Consider the following 19,359-nt stretch of genomic DNA (forward strand, 5'->3'; position numbering starts at 1 on the left):
AACTCGGCAAGGTCCTCGCCCAACGCGTCGAACCCGCCCTCACCGAAGGCGCCGACGTCCCCGGCCTCGACCCCTCCACCAAGGCACTGGTCGCCGCCTACCGCTCTCTCAGGAAGTGATGCACATGACAGCCATGCAGTTGGGCCTCATCGGTCTCGGCAAGATGGGCGGCAACATGCGCGAGCGGATCCGCCGCGCCGGCCACGAGGTCGTCGGCTACGACCGCAACCCCGAGGTCTCCGACGTCAAGAGCCTCGCCGAACTGGTCGAGAAGCTGGACGCGCCCCGCCATGTGTGGGTGATGGTCCCGGCCGGCACGGCCACGCAGACCGTCATCGACGAGCTGAAGGACCTGCTGGAGCCCGGGGACACGGTCGTCGACGGCGGCAACTCCCGGTGGACGGACGACGAGAAGCACGCCGCCGAACTCGGCGTCAGGGGCATCGGCTTCGTCGACGCCGGCGTCTCCGGCGGGGTGTGGGGCCTGCGCAACGGCTACGCGCTCATGGTCGGCGGCGACAAGGAGCACGTGGAGCGGCTGAAGCCGATCTTCGACGCGCTCAAGCCGGAGGGCCCGTACGGCTACGTCCACGCGGGCCGGGTCGGCGCCGGGCACTTCTCCAAGATGGTCCACAACGGCATCGAGTACGCGATGATGCAGGCCTACGCCGAGGGCTGGGAGCTGCTGGAGAAGGTCAAGTCGGTGGACAACGTCCGCGAGGTGTTCCGCTCCTGGCAGGAGGGCACCGTCATCCGCTCCTGGCTGCTGGACCTCGCGGTCAACGCCCTGGACGAGGACGAGCACCTGGAGGGGCTGCGCGGCTACGCCGAGGACTCCGGCGAGGGCCGGTGGACCGTGGAGGCGGCCGTCGACAACGCCGTCCCGCTCCCGGCGATCACCGCCTCCCTGTTCGCCCGGTTCGCCTCCCGGCAGGACGACTCCCCGCAGATGAAGATGATCGCGGCGCTGCGCAACCAGTTCGGCGGCCACGCGGTCGAGAAGAAGGGCTGATCCGCCCGCCCGGGGGGGCCTGCCGCCGGTCCTCCCCCGGCGCCGCGGGGGCGTGCGGGCGCCCCCGCGGTGAGCGGACCGCACGGCCGCCGGTGGGACCGGGCGCCGGGACGCCCTGCTTCTACAATCACCGGCGCGCCCGCGAGCGCGCCCGCCCGCGTCCCCCGGCCCGAAGGGAACCGATGACCAGCGTCGAAGAACCGGTGTGCGCCGGCGGCAGGATGCGTGACGCCGCCCGCACCAGGACCGAGATCCTCGACGTGGCCACACGGGAGTTCGCCCGGGCCGGCTACGACGGCGCCCGGGTCGACGAGATCGCGGCCCGCACCCGCACCACGAAGCGGATGATCTACTACTACTTCGGCGGCAAGGAGCAGTTGTTCAGGGCCGTGCTGGAGCGGGCGCACCGGGTGCTCCGGGACGCCGAGCGGCGGCTGGACGTCGAGCACCCGGACCCGGTGGCGGCGATCCGGCGCCTCGCCGAGCTGACCTTCGACCACCACGAGCGGCACCCGGACCTCATCCGGCTGCTCGGCGCCGGGCACGTGCAGGGCGCCGGGCGCCTCGCGGCCGCCGGGGAGTTAGGCCGGCCCGGCTCGCCCGCGCTCGGCGTGATCCGCCGCATCCTCGCCGCGGGGCGGGAGTCCGGGGTGTTCAGGGCCGACGTGGACGCGGTCGACCTGTACGCGATGATCAACGCCTTCTGCTTCGCCCGGGTCGCCGGCCGGCGCGCGTTCGGCATCCTGTTCGGCCGGGACCTGGGGGATCCGCGGCAGCGCGACCACTACCGGACCATGCTCGGGGACATGGTGATCGCCTACCTGACGGCGGAAGGGTCCGCGGTGCCGGGCTCCTGAGCCGTCGCGCGCGAGGCCTCCCGTTCCGCGCGCGGTCGTCCGGCGGGGGCCGCGGCCGCGTCGAGCAGCGGTCCGAGTTCGCGGACGACCGTCGTCAGGGGCCCGACGTCCCGTTCGGCGCGGGCCATCAGGATCGCGCCCTCCAGGGCGCTGATCATCAGCGTGGCCAGGGACTCGGCGCGGGCCGCCGGCACCCCCATGCCGGTGAGGGCCTCGGCGAGCGGCGTCCGCCAGGTGTCGAACGCGGCGGCGACGGCCGCGCGGGTGGAGTCTCCGGAGGAGGCGCAGTCGACGGTGGCCGCGGCGACCGGGCAGCCCGCCGCGAAGCCGTCCCGGTCGTACTCCTGCGTCCACTGCGCGGCCATCGCCGCGAACAGGCCGCTCGGCGTGGGCTCCTCCAGCCCGGCGAGGAAACGGGCGATGCGCCGGCCCGCGTACCGGCCGGCCCAGCCGACCGCCTCGTTGACCAGCTGCTCCTTGCCGCCCGGGAAGTAGTGCTGGAGCGAGCCGCGGGGTGCGCCGGCGTGGGCGGCGACCTCGCGCATGCCGGTCGCGGTGACCCCGTCGCGCCGAATGAGCTGGGCCGCGCTGAAGACCATCCGTTCCCGCGGCCCGTGCCGCGCCTGTGCCATGCCGACCTCCGTTCCTCACGACCACCCTATGACCGGTGTCATAACGCCCGCTACTATGACCACTGTCATAGTCGGCCCGCGGCAGCGGAGGGCGGTCCCATGCAGGTCGGTTTCATCGGTCTCGGAGTGATGGGCCGGCCCATGGCCCTGCGTCTGGCGTCCGCGGGCGTCCCTCTGGTGGTGTGGAACCGGACCCCGGAGCGCGCCGGTCCGCTGCGCGCGGCCGGGGCCGAGGTCGCCGCGGACCCCGGCGAGGTGTTCGCGCGGGCGGACGTGGTGCTGCTGATGCTCGCCGACGAGACGGCGGTCGACGCCGTCCTCGGCCGCGGCACCCCCGCGTTCGCCGCACGGGTCGCCGGCCGGACCGTCGTGCACATGGGCACGACCTCGCCGGAGTACTCGCACGCCCTGGAGACCGAGGTCCGCGCCGCGGGCGGCCGGTACGTCGAGGCGCCCGTGTCCGGGTCGCGGGTGCCGGCGGAGGAGGGACGGCTGGTCGCCATGCTCGCCGGGGAGGAGGGCGCCGTGGCCGCCGTGCGGCCGCTGCTCGCCCCGATGTGCCGGGAGACGTTCGTGTGCGGCCCGGCGCCGGGCGCGCTGCTGATGAAACTGTCCGTGAACCTGTTCCTGATCACCTTGGTGACCGGGCTGGCCGAGGCCTTCCACTTCGCCGAGCGGCAGGGCCTGGACCGCCGGCTGTTCCTGGACGTCCTGGACGCGGGCCCGATGGCCAGCGGCGTCTCCCGGATGAAGGCGCCGAAGCTGCGCGAGCGGGACTTCTCGGTGCAGGCGGCGGCCCTGGACGTGCTGAAGAACAACCGGCTCATCGCCGAGGCGGCCCGCAAGTCCGGCCTGGCCTCGCCGCTCCTCGACGTCTGCCACAGCCTGTTCGAGGAGACGGTGACGCAGGGGTACGGCGGTGAGGACATGGTCGCCGTGCTGCGGGCGATCGAGGCGCGGACGGCCGGGACAGCGTGAGCGCGAGCCGAGACCGCGGCCGACGCGACGACCGCCCCGAGCGGCGGGCCCGGCCGGTGAGCCCGTCGGCGCGTCCCGGAGGGGCGGGCCCGTGAACGCGGCCGGTTACGTTGCCACCGGTGCCCCGAAGGCGGTGGCGGTGAGCCCGTGAGCGGGGCCGGGGCGCCGGTGCGGGCGGGCCGTGAGCGCCGCTGGTGCGGGCGGGTCCGTGGCGGCGCGCCGGGATCGCACGGGCCCCGGGTCAGCTCTTCGGGATGCCGTAGACGCGGTCCACGTGCAGCCGCACCACCAAGCGGCGGTCGCGGACCATGGCGGCCCGGTAGTCGTCCCAGTCCGGGTGCTCGCCGAGGACGTCCCGGTAGAGCCGGATCAGTTCCTCGACGGTCTCGTCGCCGGGGTCGGCGGCGACCGGGGTCAGCTCCGCGGTGCCCTCGGCGACGGTGTACGCCCAGCGGTCCGCGCTGGTGACGTGGTAGGAGGCACGCGGGTCGCGGCGCAGGTTGCGGGTCTTGGCGCGGTCGTCGGTGACCGAGATCCGGATGATCCGCTCCTCGGGACTGTAGGCGTGGCTGACGTTGGACAGCTGCGGGCGGCCGTCCCGCCGGAGGGTGACCAGCACGCCGCCGTGGCCTTCGGAGAGCAGCCGGAGCAGCGCGTCCTGCGTGGGGTCCTGAGTCATATCCGGGTCAACCCGCGGGCACGGTCCGCGCATTCCCCGCGATCCCGGCACCGCTGGGCCCGGCCCCGCCGTGACGCCCCGCCGGCGCCCGGCCCGCGGGGCGTCGCGTCGCTCACGCACCCCCGGCGCACCGCTCCCGGCGGGCGGTCGTGCGCGACGATGAGGAGCGGGTGCGGTCCGGCGGAGCCTGCCGGGACGCACGCGGACGAGGCGACCGGAGGGAAGCGATGGCACAGCTGCGGCAGGACGTGGAACCGGAGGAGGCGGGGCTGGACGCCACCGCGCTGGAGCGGCTGGACCGGCACTTCGCCCGTCACGTCGACGCCGGGCGCCTGCCCGGCTATCTGGTGGCGGTGGCCCGCGGCGGCCGCGTCGCCCACCTGACCACGTACGGCCTGCGGGACGTGGCGGCCGGGCTGCCGGTCGAGCCGGACACGCTGTGGCGGATCTACTCGATGACCAAGCCGGTCACCGCGGTCGCCGTGCTGCTGCTGGCGCAGGAGGGCCGGCTGTCCCTGGACGACCCGCTGGAGCGCCATCTGCCCGCGTTCGCCGGCCCCCGCGTGTACGAGGGCACAACGGGCGAGGCGGTGCGCACCCGCCCGGCCGCCGGGCCCATCCTGATCCGGCACCTGCTCACCCACACCGCCGGACTGACGTTCGGCTTCTACCACCGCCACCCCGTCGACGCCCTCTACCGCGAGGCGGGCCTGGAGTTCTCGGTGCCGCCGGGCAAGGACCTCTCGGAGACCGTCGAGCTGTACGCGCGGATGCCGCTGCAGTTCGACCCGGGCACCCAGTGGAACTACTCGGTCGCCTCCAACGTGCTGGGCCGGCTGATCGAGGTGGTGTCCGGGCAGCCGCTGGACGCGTTCTTCGCCGCGCGCATCCTCGGCCCGCTCGGCATGCGCGACACCGGCTTCCACGTGCCGCCCGGACACGCCGGGCGGCTGGCCGAGTTGTACGGCGAGACGGACGCGGGAGGCATCGAGCCGGTGCCGGGGCTGCCGGTGCACGGCCGGCCGCGGTTCCTGTCCGGCAGCGGCGGCCTGGTCTCCTGCGCCCACGACTTCCACCGGTTCATGGAGATGCTGCGCCGGGGCGGCGAGCTGGACGGCATACGGCTGCTCCAGCCGGAGACGGTCGCGCTGATGACCCGCAACCATCTCCCGGGCGGGGCCACCATCCGCTCGTTCGGCGCCCCGGTCCACCGGGAGCCGGGCAACGACGGACTCGGTTTCGGTTTCAACGTCTCGGTGGTCACCGACCCCTCCCGCACTCTTGCCCCCTCCCACCGGGGCTCCTACGGCTGGACCGGCGTGGCCACCACCGCGTTCTGGGTCGATCCGGCCCACGATCTGACCGTGCAGTTCATGAGCCAGGTGCGCCCGAAGGCGCTGAAGGTCTTCCCGGAGCTGCGGCGGCTGGTGCACGCGGCGCTGGCGGACTGACCCGCCGGCCGGCCGATCCGGCCACCGGCCACTCGGCCCCTCCCGCCCCTCCGGCCGCTCCGGCCACTGGCCGAGGCCAGCGTGAACTCCGGTCCGTTATCGGCGAGTTCGCCGGGCAGGCTGCCGTCCAGGGTGTGCCGGACGCCGAGGGCGAGCGGGCGGGAGGCGCAGCGGGCCGTCGCCGACTCCTCGGCGTCACCGGTCAGGTCCAGCAGGTAGGCGCCGGTCCAGCCACCGCCGTCGCCCGCGTCCACCTCCAGGGGCACCGGGCACCACCCGGTCCCGGGACGCGGTCAGTCATGACGGGACTCCCCCTCCGTGATGCCGAGTTCGCGGCAGGCCCGGTGGAACCGGTCGAGGCAGCGGCGCCAGGCGCCACCGGTGCCGAAGGCGAGCAGCAGCGGCAGCAGCGCCGCCGAGAAGTCGGTGCTCGACTCGCGGGGCAGCAGGGACGGCAGGTTGTCGATGGCGATCAGGTCCAGCGGGGGCCGTGTGCGCAGCCGGCGCACGGGCTGCGTCCAGTCGGTGGTGCGGTCGTAGACGGGCAGGACGTTGAACGGGGAGCCGACGTCGCAGGTGACGTCGCACAGGGTGCGCAGCCGGCGGTCCGGGGAGTCCAGGTCCTCCGCGCGCAGGAACGGCGGCACCCGGGTGGTGGCGAGGACCGCGTTCACCATGACGTCGTGCCCGAGCAGCGCCGCGCGGTCCAGGTCGCGGGTCTCCGCCAGGTCCCAGCGGGTCGCCTCGACGCCCGCCGTGGTGAAGGCGGCCCCGGCGCCCCGGCCGCTGCGGCCCAGCGCGCCGATCACCAGCGCCGTGAACTCCGCGTCACCGGCGGCCGGCCGCAGCACCGCGTCCAGGTCGTCCTTGGTCGTGGGCGCGAGCGGGGCCGGCAGCCGGCCCCGGTGCTGGAGCACGGCGAGCGCGGCCCCCAGGTAGCCCGCCCAGAAACCGAACGCGGCCAGCCGCCGGCCCTGGTCGTCCACCAGGTACTCCGGGTCCAGCAGCGCCCCGCCGCCGGCGGCGAACCGGCGCAGCAGCTCGGCGGCGCCGGGCTGCCGCTTGTAGGCGTGCCCGAAGTAGACGTGGCGGTGCACCAGCGCGGCCGGCCGGTCCGGGAGCTCCTTCAGGCCGAGGATCACGGCGTCGCGCGGCGCCGACACCCATGAGCCGGCCGGGGCGCGCCGGCAGCCGGCCGCCTCGTACTCCTCGATCGGGAAGATCCGCTGCGGGGACTCCTCGACGGTCAGCGTCGCCCCGGCGTCGACCAGGCGGCGGGCGTCGGCGGGGACGACGGGGGTGCGCCGCTCGGTCGCGCGGGGCTCGTGGCGCAGCCACAGGTGCAGCTCGGTCATACCAGGTCGACCTCCGGGCGCGGGGCGCCGGCCGCGAACCGGTCGGCGCTCAGGGGGCGGATGTCCAGGAAGGGTACGCGGCCGAGGCACAGGGCGCGGACGACCTCGCCGACCGCCGGCGCCTGTGCGGGGCAGGTCCGGCAGGGCGGGGCCTTCCCGGTGGCCGTACAGGCCGGTGGTGAGGTCGATGGTCGCGGGCAGCGTGCGAGGGCGGGCCCGGGACCGGTCCGGTGACGGCGATCGGCCGGCGCAGCGGCCGTACCGGCAGATCCGCGCCGACCATCGCCCCCACCGCCCGCGCCCAGGGGCGGCCGGCGTCCTCGGGGGCGAGCAGGCGGCTGGGCGCCCCCGAGGGAGTTCTGCAGCCGCACGCCCGCCTCGTTGGAGGTACGCCCGGCGGCGAGCTCGCCCGCTCGGCGAGGACGACGTCCCGCACACCGGCGCGCGCCAGGCGCCAGGCGATGCTCGTGCCCATCACCCCGCCGCCGGAGATGACCACTTGGGCCCGAAGGATCACGCCGCCGCCTCCGGCGCCGCGCGGCCCGCCCGATCGGCGACGCGGCGTCCGGCCGCGGGGGGTCAGGAGCCGTGGGCGACGGCGTCGAGGTGCGGCAGGTGGTGGTCCATCCGCTCCCTCTTGGTCCGCAGGTAGGTGATGTTGGACTCGCACGGCTCGATCAGCAGCGGCACCTGCTCGGTGACCTGGACGCCGTGCCGGATCAGCGCCTCCCGCTTGCGCGGATTGTTGGACATCAGCCGGACCGAGCGCACCCCGAGGTCGCGCAGGATCTCCGCGGCGACGCCGTAGTCGCGGGCGTCGACGGGCAGGCCCAGCGCCAGGTTGGCCTCCACCGTGTCCAGGCCCTCCGCCTGCAGGGCCATCGCGCGCAGTTTGGCGAGCAGTCCGATGCCGCGGCCCTCGTGGCCCCTCAAGTAGACGACGATGCCGCTGCCTTCGTCGACGACCGAGCGCATGGCGGCCTCCAGCTGGTCGCCGCACTCGCAGTGCCGGGAGCCGAACGCGTCCCCGGTCAGGCACTCCGAGTGGAGCCGCACCAGAACGTTCTCGGCGCCTATTTCGCCGTACACCAGGGCCACTTGCTCGTCGCCGCGGTCGTGGTCGAGGTAACCGATCGCCTGGAAATCCCCGTAGACGGTGGGCAGCGGCGCATTCACGACGCGTTCCGCGCCCGATCGCCGCGGGGTCTTCTTGCCGAGCACTCCGATGTCGACGCCGGTGTTTTCTGTCATGATCTGTTCCTAAGCAGAGACGAAAGGCCGTGAAAAAGATGAGTGGTTCGGGCGCGCGTACGGCGGCACACGGGGTGGCGGACGGCGTGGTGCCGACGGACACCGCGGAGGACGTGCGGACGCGGGGGGCGGGCGTGTCAGCACAGGTCGCCGTCCTTCCCGTCGGAAGCTTCGAACAGCACGGTCCCTACCTTCCGCTGGCGACCGACACGCTCGTCGCGTGCGCCGTGGCACGGGAGATCGCCGCAGCGTACCCGGTGCATCTGCTGCCTCCGGTGACCATCTCCTGCTCGCACGAGCACGCGGCATGGCCGGGAACCGTCAGCATCTCCTCGGTGACCCTCCACGCGGTGGTCTCCGACATCGCGGCGTCGCTGCGCCGCTCCGGGGTCGACGCGCTGGTCGTGGTCAACGGGCACGGCGGCAACTACGTGCTGGGCAACGTCGTCCAGGAGGCGTCCGCGCGGGGCGAGCGGATGGCGCTGTACCCGGCCGCCGAGGACTGGGAGACGGCGCGGGAACGGGCCGGCGTGGTCACCTCGCTCCTCACCGACATGCACGCGGGGGAGATCGAGACGTCGATCCTGCTGCATGCTCACCCCGAATTCGTCCGCCCTGGTCACGAGTCCGCCGATTTCATCGCCGACGACCGCCGTCATCTGCTCACCGTGGGAATGTCCGCCTATACCGAATCGGGTGTCATCGGCCGTCCTTCGCTCGGTTCGGCGGAAAAGGGGAAGGAACTGCTGGCGAGCCTGACGGAATCGTTCGCACCGTATTTCGCGCTGCTCACCTCCGCCGCCGCGGGGCGGGAATAGGCCGGGACGAGGGCCTGCCGGCCGGGACCCATGGGGGCGGCCCCGGACGGCAGACCGTCCGCGAACACCGGACGAGCGTCCGGCGCGGCGGTTCCTGTGCGCGAACCCTCCGCGGGGGCGGGGGTCCCGGTGCGCGGACCCTGCGCCGGCGTGGGGGTTCCGGTGCGCAGGCTCTCGTACCAGCGGTGGGCGAGGACGACGGCGCCGGGCAGGCTGGCGACGAAGCTCAGCACGCCGTAGACGACGGCCACCGCGACACCGGTGTCCGCGCCGAGCCCCGCCGCGCCGAACGCCCACGCGGTGACGCCCTCGCGGGGACCGAAGCCGCCGACGTTCAGCGGCAGGCTCATGGCCAGCAGCGCCAGCACCGCGAGCGGCGCCAGCTCCGCCACCGGGGCGGCCGAGCCGGCGACCCTGGCCGCCACGACGAACATCGTCAGGTGCCCGGCCAGGACGATCCCGGAGGACAGGGCGACGCCCGGCCCGCTCCGCCGCGACGCCAGGCCCTGGCGGGCCTCACCGAGCGTCCGGCGCAGTGCGCCGCGCCCACGGGCCGGGGCGCGGTTCATCCGGACGGCGAGGACGACGGCGAGCGCGCCGACGGCGGCCAGGGCCGCCGGCGGGGCGAAGCCGCGGGCGTCGGCGCGCACCGGCGACGGCAGGGTCAGCAGCACCGCCGCGCCGGCCACGGCGAGCGCCGCCTGACCCGCGACCCGCTCCAGGACGACCGCCTTCACCCCGCGCCGGAGGTCGCCCGCGCTCTGCCCGTGCCGGACCGCCCGGTGCACGTCGCCCAGGATCCCGCCCGGCAGGGCCGCGTTCAGGAACAGGGCGCGGTAGTAGTCGGCGACGGCCGGGCCCAGCGGCAGCCGCAGCCGCAGCCCCCGGGCCACCAACTGCCAGCGCCACGCGCTGAACACGGTGGTGACCACGCCGATGCCCAGCGCGGCCAGCACCGTCCCCGCGTCGATCCGGCGCAGCCCGTCGACCAGCACGCCGGTGCCGAGCCGCCACAGCAGCACGCCGAGGATGGCCGCGCCGACGACGGTGCCGACGTGGGCGCGCACCGCCCGCGAGCCGGGCCGCCGGGGGGTGGCGGGCGGCTCGGGAGCGGGGGGCCCGTCCGGGTCGGCGGTGCGGACGGTGCCGGCGTCCGCTGCCGCGCCGGGGAGGGGGGCGGCGCCGACCACGCGCGCGTGCGGTGCTGCCGTGGGGGGCACGCGGGTGGGGGTCGGGTCGGTCGCCGCCGTTCTGGGGCGGGCGGGGTGCGCGGGGGCCGCGTCCGTGGACTCCGGGCGCCCGCGCACCGCTTCCGTGGGCGCCGCTTCCGTGGCCACCGCGCGGGTGCGGGCGGGGGCCGCGGGCGCCGTGCGGGCGCGTACGCCGGCGGCCGCCGTGCCGGCCGCCCGCGCGCTCATGCCCCGCCGCCCGTCGGCCGGGGCAGCGCCAGCAGGTCGCTGTGGTGCACGGTGACCCGCAGCGTGCCGGCCGCGCAGGCGGCGAGCCGGGCCTCCAGGTACCGCTCGGTCCGCTCGCGCAGCTCCGGCCGCTGCTCGACGGCCGCGCCCACCCAGCCGCGCAGCCACTGCTCGGTCAGCGCGGCCTGCTCGGGGCCGAGCCGCCACGGGCTGGGCTGCACGCGGATCGTCGCCCCGCGCTCGGCGAACGCCTCGCAGGCCACGCTGACGGCGTCCGGGCCGAGCAGCCCGGTGCGCCGCTGGTGCGCGTTGAACGCCTCGGCGATCTCGGCGTCCAGCGGGTCGGCGGGGGCGAGTTCGACGCGCCCGGTGACCGAGAGGGTGAGCAGGGCCGGGCAGCCGGCGCCGGTGCAGGCGTCCGCCAGGGCCCCGACCTCCTCGCGGGTGAGGACGTCGAGCAGCGCGGACGCGGTCACCAGCGCGGCCCCGGTCAGCGCGTCCGGGGTGAGCCGGGCCACGTCGCCGCGCCGGGTCTCGACCGTGACGCGGCTGCCGTCGGCGGCGGAGCGCGGGGAGGCCACGGCGGCGAAGTGCAGCAGGTAGGGGTCGCGGTCGTGCAGGACCCAGTGCTGGGCGCCGTCCAGGCGCGGCGCGAGCCAGCGGCCCATCGAGCCGGTGCCGCAGCCCAGGTCGTGCACGGCGAGTCCGCCCGTCCGGCCCGGCAGGCCGGCCAGCCGGATCCGCAGCGGGTCGAGCAGTTCGGGCGCGCGGGCGGCGGCGTCGGCGGCCTCCCGCAGCTGCAGCCACTCGGGCGCGTACCGCGGGGGCTCCTCCGGGTCGCCGTCCCGCAGCCGTACGGTGGGCCGCTCACCGGGGCGGGCCACGGGGCCGGCGCCGGGGATGACCGGGGACCCGGCGCCTCCGCTGCCGCCGGCCGCCGCCCCCGAGGAGCCGGTCCGCGCCCCGGCGTCCGAGGGGCCGCCCGTACCGGGCTCTCCGTCGCGGACGCCCGTGTTCACGCCGACGGCCACGGCCGCCACCTCCTCGCTCCTCGAATCCCCGGCACGGTGCGGGAACTCCTCCTGACCCGGCCCGCTCGGCGCGGGTCCGCCCGGCGCCGGCCGGGACGGGACGGGCCCGCCCGCCGCCGGCGCTGCGGGGACCGCTGCGGCGGTCACCGGCTGCGACGCACCCGGTCCGCTCATGCCGTCCTCCCCTGGGCCTGCGGGAGCCGGCCGAGGACCACGGCCAGGCTGCGGGCGGTGGCCGCCCAGCCGTCGAGCGCGGCGCGGCGGCCGCGGGCCGCGGCCTTGAGGCGGCGGCGCACGTCGGGTTCGCCGAACCAGCCGCGCAGTTCGGCGGCGAGCGCGGCGGGGTCCTCCGGCGGGACGAGGATGCCGGGCACTCCCCCGTCCGGGGCGCGGCCGACCGCCTCCGGGAGACCGCCGACGTCGGTGGCGAGGACGGGGATGCCGCGGGCGAGGGCCTCGGTGACCGCCATGCCGTAGGTCTCGGCGTAGGAGGTGAGGACCATCAGGTCGGCGGCGGCGTACGCGGCGTCCAGTTCGGCGCCGGCGAGCGGGCCGGTCAGGTGCAGGCGGTCGGTGAGGCCGTGCCGGGCGATCAGCTCGCGCAGGTGCGCCACGTACTCGGGGTCGTGTCCGAGGCCGCCGACGCACGCGCAGGTCCACGGCAGGTCCCGGACCGCCGCCAGCGCCTCCACCAGCCGGTGCTGCCCCTTGCGCGGGGTCACGGCGGCCACGCACAGCAGCCGGGAGACGCCGTCGGTGCCGGGCGCGAGCGGCGCGATGTCGGCGCCGGGCGCGGCCACGTGCACCCGGCCGGGGGCGAGTCCGTGGTGGGAGACGAGCCGGCGGACCGCCCAGTCGCTGGTGGCGATCACGGCGGGCGCCGCCCGCAGCACCGCCCGCTCGCGGGCGTCCAGGTCGGCGGCGACGGCCGGGTCCAGGCCGGTCTCGTCGCCGAGCGGCAGGTGGACGAGGACGGCCAGCCGCAGCCGTGCGGCCTCGGGGACGACGATCTCCGGGACGCCGCAGGCGACGAGGCCGTCGAGCAGCACGACCGTGTCGTCCGGCAGGTCCCGCAGGGTGCGGGCGAGCCGGTCGCGGGCGGCGCCGTCCGGGCTCGGCCAGGCGCCGGGGACGGCGTGCCGGGCGACCTGCCAGCCGAAGCCCGGCAGGTCCAGGCAGACCCGGCGGTCGTAGGCGTTGCCGCCGCTGGGCGCGGCCGGGTCGTCGACGCCGCCCGGCATCACGAAGTGCACGGTGCGCAGGGACATGGGGATGATTCCGGCGTTCTGAACGGCGGTGGGCTGGGCGGGCACATAGGCGAGGCGGGCCCGCTCCACGGTCAGGTCGGTCACAGGCCACGCTCGTAACTCGCCCAGGCGATGTGCGACTCGTGCAGGGTGACCGTGATGCCGGCGAGGCCCTTGGCGCCCTCGCCCATGGCGCCCTTGTGGATGCGTTCGGCGAGCCGGTCCGCGATGACCTTGGCGAGGAACTCCGTGGAGGTGTTGACGCCGGCGAACTCCGGCTCGTCGTCGAGGTTGCGGTAGTTCAGCTCGGCGACGACGGCGCCCAGTTCCTCGGTGGCCAGGCCGATGTCGACGACGATGTTGTCCTCGTCCAGCTGCTCACGCCGGAACGTCGCGTCCACGAGGAACGTGGCGCCGTGCAGTCGCTGCGCGGGCCCGAACACCTCGCCGCGGAAGCTGTGGGCGATCATGATGTGATCGCGGACGGTGATGCTGAACAACGGACGACCCTCCAGGTGCGGCGCCTCTGGTCCCCCCGCCCTTGCCCGCAGGGGGATGCCGTGTAGTACGGCTCCTCGCTTCCCCGTGTTCAGTCGTCTCTCACTCTTTTCTCAGGTCAGGCCGTTCTCGGCGTACCGGATCCGGTGGCACAGGGCGGGAATCTCACCGGAGGCCAGCCTCGGCATGAGGGACGGGAGTTCCTCGAAGGCGCTCTCCCCGGTGACGAGCGCGTCCAGCGCCGGGTCGGCGAGCAGGTCGAGGGCGAGCGCCATCCGGTCGGCGTAGGTGCGGCCGGGGCGGGCGGCCGGGGAGACGGTGCCGACCTGGCTGCTGCGCACGGTGAGCCGGCGGGAGTGGAAGGCCTCGCCGAGCGGCACGGTCACGCTCCGGTCGCCGTACCAGCTCAGCTCCACCACCGTGCCTTCCGGGGCGAGGAGTTGCAGCGCCCGGGTCAGGCCGGCCGCGGTGGCGCTGGCGTGCACGACGAGGTCGCAGTCGCCGAGGGCGTCGGCGGGCGTGGCGAAGTCCGCGCCGAGGGCCTCGGCGACGCCGGCGCGGGCCGGGTCGGCGTCGACGAGCTGGAGGCGGACGCCGGGGAAGCGGGCGAGCAGGGCGGTCACGGCGCAGCCGACCATGCCGCCGCCGACCACCGCGATCCGGTCGCCGATCAGCGGGGCCGCGTCCCACAGGGCGTTGACGGCGGTCTCGACGGTGCCGGCGAGCACGGCGCGCCCGGCGGGCACCCGTTCGGGCACCACGGTGACGGCGCTCGCCGGGACGACGTAGCGGCTCTGGTGCGGGTACAGGCAGAAGACGGTGCGGCCGGCCAGCGCGGCCGGTCCCTCCTCCACCACGCCGACGCTGAGGTAGCCGTACTTCACCGGGCCCGGGAAGTCGCCCTCCTGGAACGGCGCCCGCATCACGGCGTGCTGGCTCTCCGGCACCCCGCCGCGGAAGACGAGCGTCTCCGTGCCCCGGCTGACCCCGGAGTACAGCGCGCGCACCAGGACCTCGTCCTCGGCGGGCTCCGCGAGGGTGACGTCGCGCAGCTCGCCGTGGCCGGGCGAGCGCAGCCAGAACGCACGGGCGGAACGGTTCATCGGCATCCTCCTGAACGATCGGCAAGTTGTTCACGTACCGAGAAGTGCACAGGCCGCGCACAGTACGCGGCGTTGATCGACTCTGTCATTCGGCCGGAGGGTGTGCGGTGGCCCTGAACAACACATATGGCGCGAGGCTCCAGCAGGAGACCGCTGTGGGAGCGGGCGTGCAGGTCCTGCTGCTCGCCCTGCTCGGCTCGGCGATCGGCATGGGGCCGGCCGGCTGGCTGACGGGGCTGGCGTTCGCGTTCGCCACCTGGGCGGTCCTCTCCCGCGCCCTGCACCGCTCCCCCCTGCGCTCCTTCGGGCCCGCGAACCGGGTGACGCTCGGCCGGGCGACCCTGGTCGGCGGGGTGACCGCGCTGGTCGCGGACTCCTTCGCGAGCGCGCCGCCGGTGACGCTGCTGGTCGCGATGACCGCCGTGGCACTGCTGCTGGACGGCGTGGACGGCAAGGTCGCCCGCCGCACCGGCACCTCCTCCGCGCTGGGCGCGCGCTTCGACATGGAGGTCGACGCGTTCCTCATCCTGGTGCTCAGCGTGTACGTCTCCATGCAGCTCGGCCCCTGGGTCCTCCTGATCGGCGGCATGCGGTACGCGTTCGTCGCCGCGGCCCGGGTCGCGCCCTGGCTGACCGCCCCGCTGCCGCCGTCGTTCGCCCGCAAGACCGTCGCCGCGATCCAGGGCGTCTGCCTGCTCGTCGCGGGCGCCGGCCTGCTGCCCCGCCCGGCGAACCTGGCGATCGTGCTGCTGGCCCTGGGCTCCCTGCTGTGGTCCTTCGGACGGGACGTGCTGTGGCTGCGGCGCAACGCGCGGATCGTGCGCCCGGCGCCGGTCCGGCGGGTACGGGAACTGGTGCCCTCGGGCCGCTGACGGCGACCGGCACCGGTGTGCTGCCAGGTCCCGGCCGCTGCGTCCCGGACCGGCTGCTGCCCCGCCCGGACCGGCCGGGCGCCCGGGGGCAGGAGGACGGTACGGGCCGTTCCACGGCGGTTGTTAGGCTCGCCGGATGAGCATTCCGGGACCCGACGAGATCCGTGCGCTGCACGAGAAGTACGCGCCCACCGCCGAGGCGTTCGCCCTCGTCCACACGCACTGCGAGATCGTCTGGAGCATCGCCGAGCAGCTCCTGTCCGCCCCGCGCCTGCGTCACCTCGACGCCGAACTGGTCCGCGCCGGCTGCCTCCTCCACGACATCGGCGTGTACCGCCTCTACGACGCCGCCGGACGGCTGGACCACGCGCGGTACATCCGGCACGGACTGCTCGGCCACGAGATCCTGGAGCAGGAGGGCTTCCCCGAGCCGCTGCGCCGGTTCTGCTCCCACCACACCGGGGTCGGCCTCACCCGGCACGACGTCCTGAGCCAGGGTCTGCCCCTGCCTCCGGCCGACTACCTGGCGGAGACGGAGGAGGAGCGGCTGGTGATGTACGCGGACAAGTTCCACTCCAAGTCCCGCCCGTCGGCGTTCCTCACCGCCGACGAGTACGCCGCCCAGGTCCGCCGCTTCGGCGCGGACAAGGTCGCCGCGTTCCAGGCCCTGCGTGCCGAGTTCGGCGACCCGGACCTGGCCCGGCCGGTGCCGGGCGGTGACGCCTCCGCCCGCACGTGACCGGACCCAGCCGCCCCACACACGCCGTACGGTGCCGGACGGCACCGCTGTGGCCACCGCGAACACAGCGAAGTGACCGTGTGCGCGGCTTGATTGACCTACCGTGACGTCATGACGACGAAGCCTCTTCCTCAGCTGACTCCGACCGGCACCTGTTGGTGCGGCTGCGCCAGGAAGGTCGGCCCGGGGTCCTTCTTCGCTCCCGGCCACGACAAGGTCGCGGAGGCGGCCCTGCTCGCGGTGGAATACGGTTCCTCGGTCGCCCAGTTGCTCCACGGGCACGGGTACGGCCCCGGGCATTCGGTGAGCGCGCGCGCCGTCTCCGAGGGCGTGTGGCGGAAGTGTCCGTCGTGCGACTACACCGGCGCACCGGCGAGCATCGCCAACCACGTGAAGAAGGCGCACGCCGTCGCCACCGGCGAGCAGGCACGGGAAACGGAGCTCTGACGAGCTCCCGGTCCGCAGCGCCAGCACACCCACCGGTCCCGCGCGCCCTCGCGGACCGGGGTCCGTCGGCGACGACGGGGGGACCGGTCCGCCCGGCCCCCGCCGTGCAGGCGGTCTGACGGCGCCGGCCGGCAGCCCGTCCGGGCCGCCCGCCCGCTCGCCACACACCCCAGCCGACGGCGGAGTCTCTCTCAGTGGGGGCGCCGTGTCCCCACGGGATTGGGTCTGCGCGGGTTGAACACCCAGACCCCTTGGGACTGTGTGGCGCCCAGCACCCGGCCGACGTCCAGCAGCCAGGGGTGGGCCTTCTGGAAGGGCGCGAAGTTGTCGTTGGAGACGATCACGCCGCCGATCTCCTCCGCGATGCTGATCACCAGGGCGTCTCCGCGTCCCTCGGTGCCGGCGGGCGGCTGGACCACGGTGCCGGCTGCGATGGCCTGTTCCACCAAGGGGCGCTCCTCCGGGGTGACGTCATGGCGGAGCGTGGCGTCGACGACGACGTGGATGTCCCTGTCCGGGTTCTTGAAGCGCAGTGACTTGACGGCCGCTTGAAGGGCGAGGAAGCTCGGGCGGCCGCCCGCGGCGCGCGAAGGGCGGCCGTTCCATGCCAGGTTCGACCCGTCGACGACCAGGGCGGCGGGCTGCTGCATGGTCGCCGGAGCGGGTTTCTTGGCCAGGGCGGCCAGCACGGCCGGGGACGGTGACGTGTTCTTCGGCTGAGGGCCGCCGGGCCGCGCGCCGGGTAGAGCGGTGGCGGTGGCCCGCTGGGGGTGGGTCGGTCTGGGCGCCGTACGCTCCGCGGAGCGCAGAGCGAACAGTGCCTTCAGCTCCTTCTCGATCTCCGGCGGGACCGTGCTGTCGCCGAAGACCCTGACCTCGCCGTCGAGGACGACCTCGCCGGTCTTCTGCAGGGTTGCCTTCACCGTCAGCAACCCTTCCTTGCTGTAGGTGTATTCCAGGTCGAAGACACCGTCCTCCGCCTGGGACCGCTGCGGGTAGTCCAGGACGAGTTCGGTCAGCTTGACGTTGTCGGGGTGGTCGACGGGCCGGTCGGGGTCCCCTTCCCATACCTCCACCGTCAGCCTGCGCACTCCGTCCTTGGACGGCTGGTAGGACTTGGTCCGCTGCTGGGGCAGCCGCTGGTTGCGGTCGATGAGCGCGCTGAATGCGCGCTTGCCGTGACGGTCCTTGGTGACCGTGCCCAGCGCATGGGTGTTGACGACGCGGATGATGCTCTTCAGTTCACCGTCCATGGCCGCCGCGGTGATGGCGGCGCCTTCGGCGACCGCGGTCATCGGGTCGCACAGCTCCGGGGCGACCAGTTCGCAGTCCAGCGCCTCGGCCACGGCCTCGCGCACCGCGGGGATCTGGCTGCTGCCTCCGATCATCAGGACGGCCGTGAGCTCGCGCGGGTCGATGCGGGCCTGTTCCAGGCATGCCTCGACGGGGTCGAGGGCCCGGCTGATGAGGTCCTGGATCTCGGCGGAGAACTCGTCCTGGCCGATCTCCACGACGGTCCCGTCCGGGGTGGTGACGCGCACGGACTCCTGGGACGACAGCAAAATCTTGTTGCGTTCGAGGTCGAGAGCGAACTGGCGCTGCTCGGACTCGGACCACGCCCTGCGCGCGGGCGCCCGGTCGAGGACCATGCGGCGCAGGCGTGCGTCGATCTCCAGGCCGCCGAGCCGGTTGACGCCGCGGCTGGCCTTCTCGTCGAAGAAGCCGTCGTCGTGCAGGAGCAGCGTGGCGTCCATGGTTCCGCCGCCCCAGTCGAAGACGAGGAACTCCCCGTCCTCCTCCACGGCGTGGGCGTAGGCGATGGCGGCGGCCGTGGGCTCGTTGAGCAGTGTCTTGACCGTGATGCCCGCCGCGCGCGCCGCTTCACGGGTACGGAACCGGGCCGCTCCGGTGGCGTTGGCCGGGACGGTGATCACGGCTTCCGTGATCTCGGTCGCGGCCTCGTCCTCCGCGGCGGCGGCCATGGAGCGGAAGACCCCGGCGGCGGCGGTGGTCGCGGCGAACCGCCGCCCGCCGATCGTCACGAGGGGCTCTTCGCGCAGCATGCGCTTGCACGCTTCGACGGCCTGTTCCGAGCGGAGCTTGGCCTCCCAGCCGAACAGGGCGCCGTCACGGAGGGAACTGGTGCCCACCACCGAGGGGTAGAGCAGCTCGAAGCCGGGCCGCTTCCAGTCGGCGTCGAGTCCCTGTCCGCCGAGTTCCAGGACCTCGACGTACTCGCCGTTCCACTGTGCGGCCACCGAGTTGGTGGTGCCGAAGTCGATGCCGGTCGTCACTCTTCTCCCCCCACTGCGCCGGTGCGCGCGGAAACCCTCCGGAGATGCCCGGCCATGATCACCTTGCCGGTCAGCTCGTCCACGTATGCCGGACGCAGCACCTCGAGGCCTTCGCCCTCGCCTTCCGTGACGACGAACCGGTCACTCTCCTCCGGTTCCGTGATCCTGATGATGCGCATCTGCCGCAGATGGTCCAGCAGCGTGCCGCTGACGAGCTCGCCACCGTGGTCCGTCTGCGCCCACAGCAGCGCGTCGATCTCCGCCAGCCGTCCCGCGAACTGGGTCCGGGTCCGGAACTCGTCCAGCACGGCCTTGCGCACAGCCACGTTGAGGCCGGTGGCCGGGACGTCACCGCCCACGGCTGTGTCCTCCAGAGCTGCGGGAATCCGTTCGACCACGCCCTGGATGATCGTCTTGGCGTCGATGGGTTCCGGCGCCCGAGGAACGGCCCGCTGCTGTGCGACGGCGGGCTGCTCGGCAGCCTGCTGCTTCGCTCTGCGGTGCCTCAGCCCTGCGGGCTTGTGCGGCGCGTCCTTGCGGTCCTTGCCCGGCTGTATCTGCCCGCAGTGCGGGCAGCGGCGATGGGCACGCTCGTTCTTGGGGGGTTTCTTCTCACCACGGCGTGCCGCGGTTCTTCTGTTCGGGGCCATGGGCTGGTTGCGCCTCGCTCACCGTCG

The 19,359-nt window shown here is 74.6% G+C and carries 18 protein-coding genes and 3 pseudogenes; 8 read left to right on the forward strand and 13 right to left on the reverse strand.

Annotated elements, in window-relative coordinates:
• The first annotated feature begins 133 nt into the window (after positions 1–133).
• Together gnd and ABZ261_RS21125 are read left to right on the forward strand one after the other, a co-directional pair.
• The gene (gene gnd, locus ABZ261_RS21120) at positions 134–1,012 is read left to right on the forward strand and encodes a phosphogluconate dehydrogenase (NAD(+)-dependent, decarboxylating) (protein ID WP_356861450.1); all 879 of its coding nucleotides are present in this window, start codon (positions 134–136) and stop codon (positions 1,010–1,012) included.
• Between the two features lie 182 nt (positions 1,013–1,194).
• The gene (locus ABZ261_RS21125) at positions 1,195–1,869 is read left to right on the forward strand and encodes a TetR/AcrR family transcriptional regulator (protein WP_356861311.1); all 675 of its coding nucleotides are present in this window, start codon (positions 1,195–1,197) and stop codon (positions 1,867–1,869) included.
• On the opposite strand, the gene ABZ261_RS21130 is transcribed toward ABZ261_RS21125, so the two are convergent.
• Positions 1,830–2,501 carry a TetR/AcrR family transcriptional regulator gene (locus tag ABZ261_RS21130; protein ID WP_356861313.1) on the reverse strand — a complete coding sequence of 224 codons (672 nt, stop codon included), beginning with the start codon at positions 2,499–2,501 and terminating at the stop codon, positions 1,830–1,832. The genes ABZ261_RS21125 and ABZ261_RS21130 overlap by 40 nt on opposite strands.
• A 99-nt stretch (positions 2,502–2,600) precedes the next feature.
• Here ABZ261_RS21130 and ABZ261_RS21135 point away from each other — a divergent pair, with 99 nt between their 5' ends.
• The gene (locus tag ABZ261_RS21135) at positions 2,601–3,479 is read left to right on the forward strand and encodes an NAD(P)-dependent oxidoreductase (protein WP_356861315.1); all 879 of its coding nucleotides are present in this window, start codon (positions 2,601–2,603) and stop codon (positions 3,477–3,479) included.
• Positions 3,480–3,720: 241 nt separating this feature from the next.
• Here ABZ261_RS21135 and ABZ261_RS21140 read toward each other — a convergent pair whose 3' ends face one another.
• Positions 3,721–4,158 carry a PPOX class F420-dependent oxidoreductase gene (locus ABZ261_RS21140; RefSeq protein ID WP_356861317.1) on the reverse strand — a complete coding sequence of 146 codons (438 nt, stop codon included), beginning with the start codon at positions 4,156–4,158 and terminating at the stop codon, positions 3,721–3,723.
• Positions 4,159–4,385: 227 nt separating this feature from the next.
• Here ABZ261_RS21140 and ABZ261_RS21145 point away from each other — a divergent pair, with 227 nt between their 5' ends.
• Positions 4,386–5,609: a serine hydrolase domain-containing protein gene (locus ABZ261_RS21145; RefSeq protein WP_356861319.1), complete on the forward strand. Its 1,224-nt coding sequence runs from the start codon at positions 4,386–4,388 to the stop codon at positions 5,607–5,609.
• A gap of 113 nt (positions 5,610–5,722) precedes the next feature.
• Here the strand turns inward: ABZ261_RS21145 and ABZ261_RS21150 are convergent.
• The 4 genes and pseudogenes from ABZ261_RS21150 to ribA all read right to left on the reverse strand — a co-directional run.
• Positions 5,723–5,875, reverse strand: a pseudogene (locus ABZ261_RS21150) (saccharopine dehydrogenase); the annotation flags it as partial.
• A 27-nt stretch (positions 5,876–5,902) separates the two neighbouring features.
• Positions 5,903–6,964: a saccharopine dehydrogenase gene (locus ABZ261_RS21155; RefSeq protein WP_356861321.1), complete on the reverse strand. Its 1,062-nt coding sequence runs from the start codon at positions 6,962–6,964 to the stop codon at positions 5,903–5,905.
• A pseudogene (locus ABZ261_RS21160) lies at positions 6,961–7,481 on the reverse strand (FAD-dependent oxidoreductase). Before ABZ261_RS21160 ends, ABZ261_RS21155 begins: the two are co-directional and overlap by 4 nt.
• Positions 7,482–7,543: 62 nt before the next feature.
• Positions 7,544–8,215, reverse strand: coding sequence for a GTP cyclohydrolase II (ribA, locus tag ABZ261_RS21165; protein WP_356861323.1), 672 nt, complete (start codon positions 8,213–8,215; stop codon positions 7,544–7,546).
• Between the two features lie 38 nt (positions 8,216–8,253).
• Between ribA and ABZ261_RS21170 the strand changes: the two genes are divergently transcribed.
• Positions 8,254–9,033, forward strand: coding sequence for a creatininase family protein (locus tag ABZ261_RS21170; RefSeq protein ID WP_356861324.1), 780 nt, complete (start codon positions 8,254–8,256; stop codon positions 9,031–9,033).
• A gap of 215 nt (positions 9,034–9,248) precedes the next feature.
• Here the strand turns inward: ABZ261_RS21170 and ABZ261_RS21175 are convergent.
• The 5 genes and pseudogenes from ABZ261_RS21175 to ABZ261_RS21195 all read right to left on the reverse strand — a co-directional run.
• Positions 9,249–10,451 (reverse strand): annotated as a pseudogene (locus ABZ261_RS21175) (lysylphosphatidylglycerol synthase transmembrane domain-containing protein); the annotation flags it as partial.
• On the reverse strand, positions 10,448–11,353 hold the full coding sequence (locus tag ABZ261_RS21180) for a class I SAM-dependent methyltransferase (RefSeq protein WP_356861452.1): 906 nt from the start codon (positions 11,351–11,353) through the stop codon (positions 10,448–10,450). The gene ABZ261_RS21180 and the pseudogene ABZ261_RS21175, both read right to left, overlap by 4 nt.
• Positions 11,354–11,652: 299 nt before the next feature.
• The gene (locus ABZ261_RS21185; protein WP_356861325.1) at positions 11,653–12,834 is read right to left on the reverse strand and encodes a glycosyltransferase family 4 protein; all 1,182 of its coding nucleotides are present in this window, start codon (positions 12,832–12,834) and stop codon (positions 11,653–11,655) included.
• A complete protein-coding gene (locus ABZ261_RS21190) occupies positions 12,831–13,229 on the reverse strand; it encodes a 6-carboxytetrahydropterin synthase (protein WP_356861327.1) in 399 nt (132 codons plus the stop codon). The genes ABZ261_RS21185 and ABZ261_RS21190 overlap by 4 nt, the downstream gene beginning before the upstream one ends.
• Before the next feature lie 111 nt (positions 13,230–13,340).
• On the reverse strand, positions 13,341–14,330 hold the full coding sequence (locus tag ABZ261_RS21195; RefSeq protein WP_356861329.1) for a zinc-binding alcohol dehydrogenase: 990 nt from the start codon (positions 14,328–14,330) through the stop codon (positions 13,341–13,343).
• 107 nt (positions 14,331–14,437) lie between these two features.
• Between ABZ261_RS21195 and ABZ261_RS21200 the strand changes: the two genes are divergently transcribed.
• The 3 genes from ABZ261_RS21200 (at position 14,438) to ABZ261_RS21210 (ending at position 16,388) form a co-directional block, all read left to right on the forward strand.
• On the forward strand, positions 14,438–15,202 hold the full coding sequence (locus ABZ261_RS21200) for a CDP-alcohol phosphatidyltransferase family protein (protein ID WP_356861331.1): 765 nt from the start codon (positions 14,438–14,440) through the stop codon (positions 15,200–15,202).
• A 136-nt stretch (positions 15,203–15,338) separates the two neighbouring features.
• Complete coding sequence (locus ABZ261_RS21205; protein ID WP_356861333.1) at positions 15,339–15,941, forward strand: HD domain-containing protein; 603 nt, start codon at positions 15,339–15,341, stop codon at positions 15,939–15,941.
• Between the two features lie 111 nt (positions 15,942–16,052).
• Positions 16,053–16,388 carry a hypothetical protein gene (locus ABZ261_RS21210; RefSeq protein WP_356861335.1) on the forward strand — a complete coding sequence of 112 codons (336 nt, stop codon included), beginning with the start codon at positions 16,053–16,055 and terminating at the stop codon, positions 16,386–16,388.
• 191 nt (positions 16,389–16,579) lie between these two features.
• Here ABZ261_RS21210 and ABZ261_RS21215 read toward each other — a convergent pair whose 3' ends face one another.
• Both ABZ261_RS21215 and ABZ261_RS21220 read right to left on the reverse strand, forming a co-directional pair.
• Complete coding sequence (locus ABZ261_RS21215; RefSeq protein ID WP_356861337.1) at positions 16,580–18,682, reverse strand: Hsp70 family protein; 2,103 nt, start codon at positions 18,680–18,682, stop codon at positions 16,580–16,582.
• Complete coding sequence (locus tag ABZ261_RS21220) at positions 18,679–19,332, reverse strand: hypothetical protein (RefSeq protein ID WP_356861339.1); 654 nt, start codon at positions 19,330–19,332, stop codon at positions 18,679–18,681. The genes ABZ261_RS21215 and ABZ261_RS21220 overlap by 4 nt, the downstream gene beginning before the upstream one ends.
• Positions 19,333–19,359: the final 27 nt, after the last annotated feature.

Source organism: Streptomyces sp. NPDC006193 (genome assembly GCF_040613915.1).
Lineage (GTDB): Bacteria > Actinomycetota > Actinomycetes > Streptomycetales > Streptomycetaceae > Streptomyces.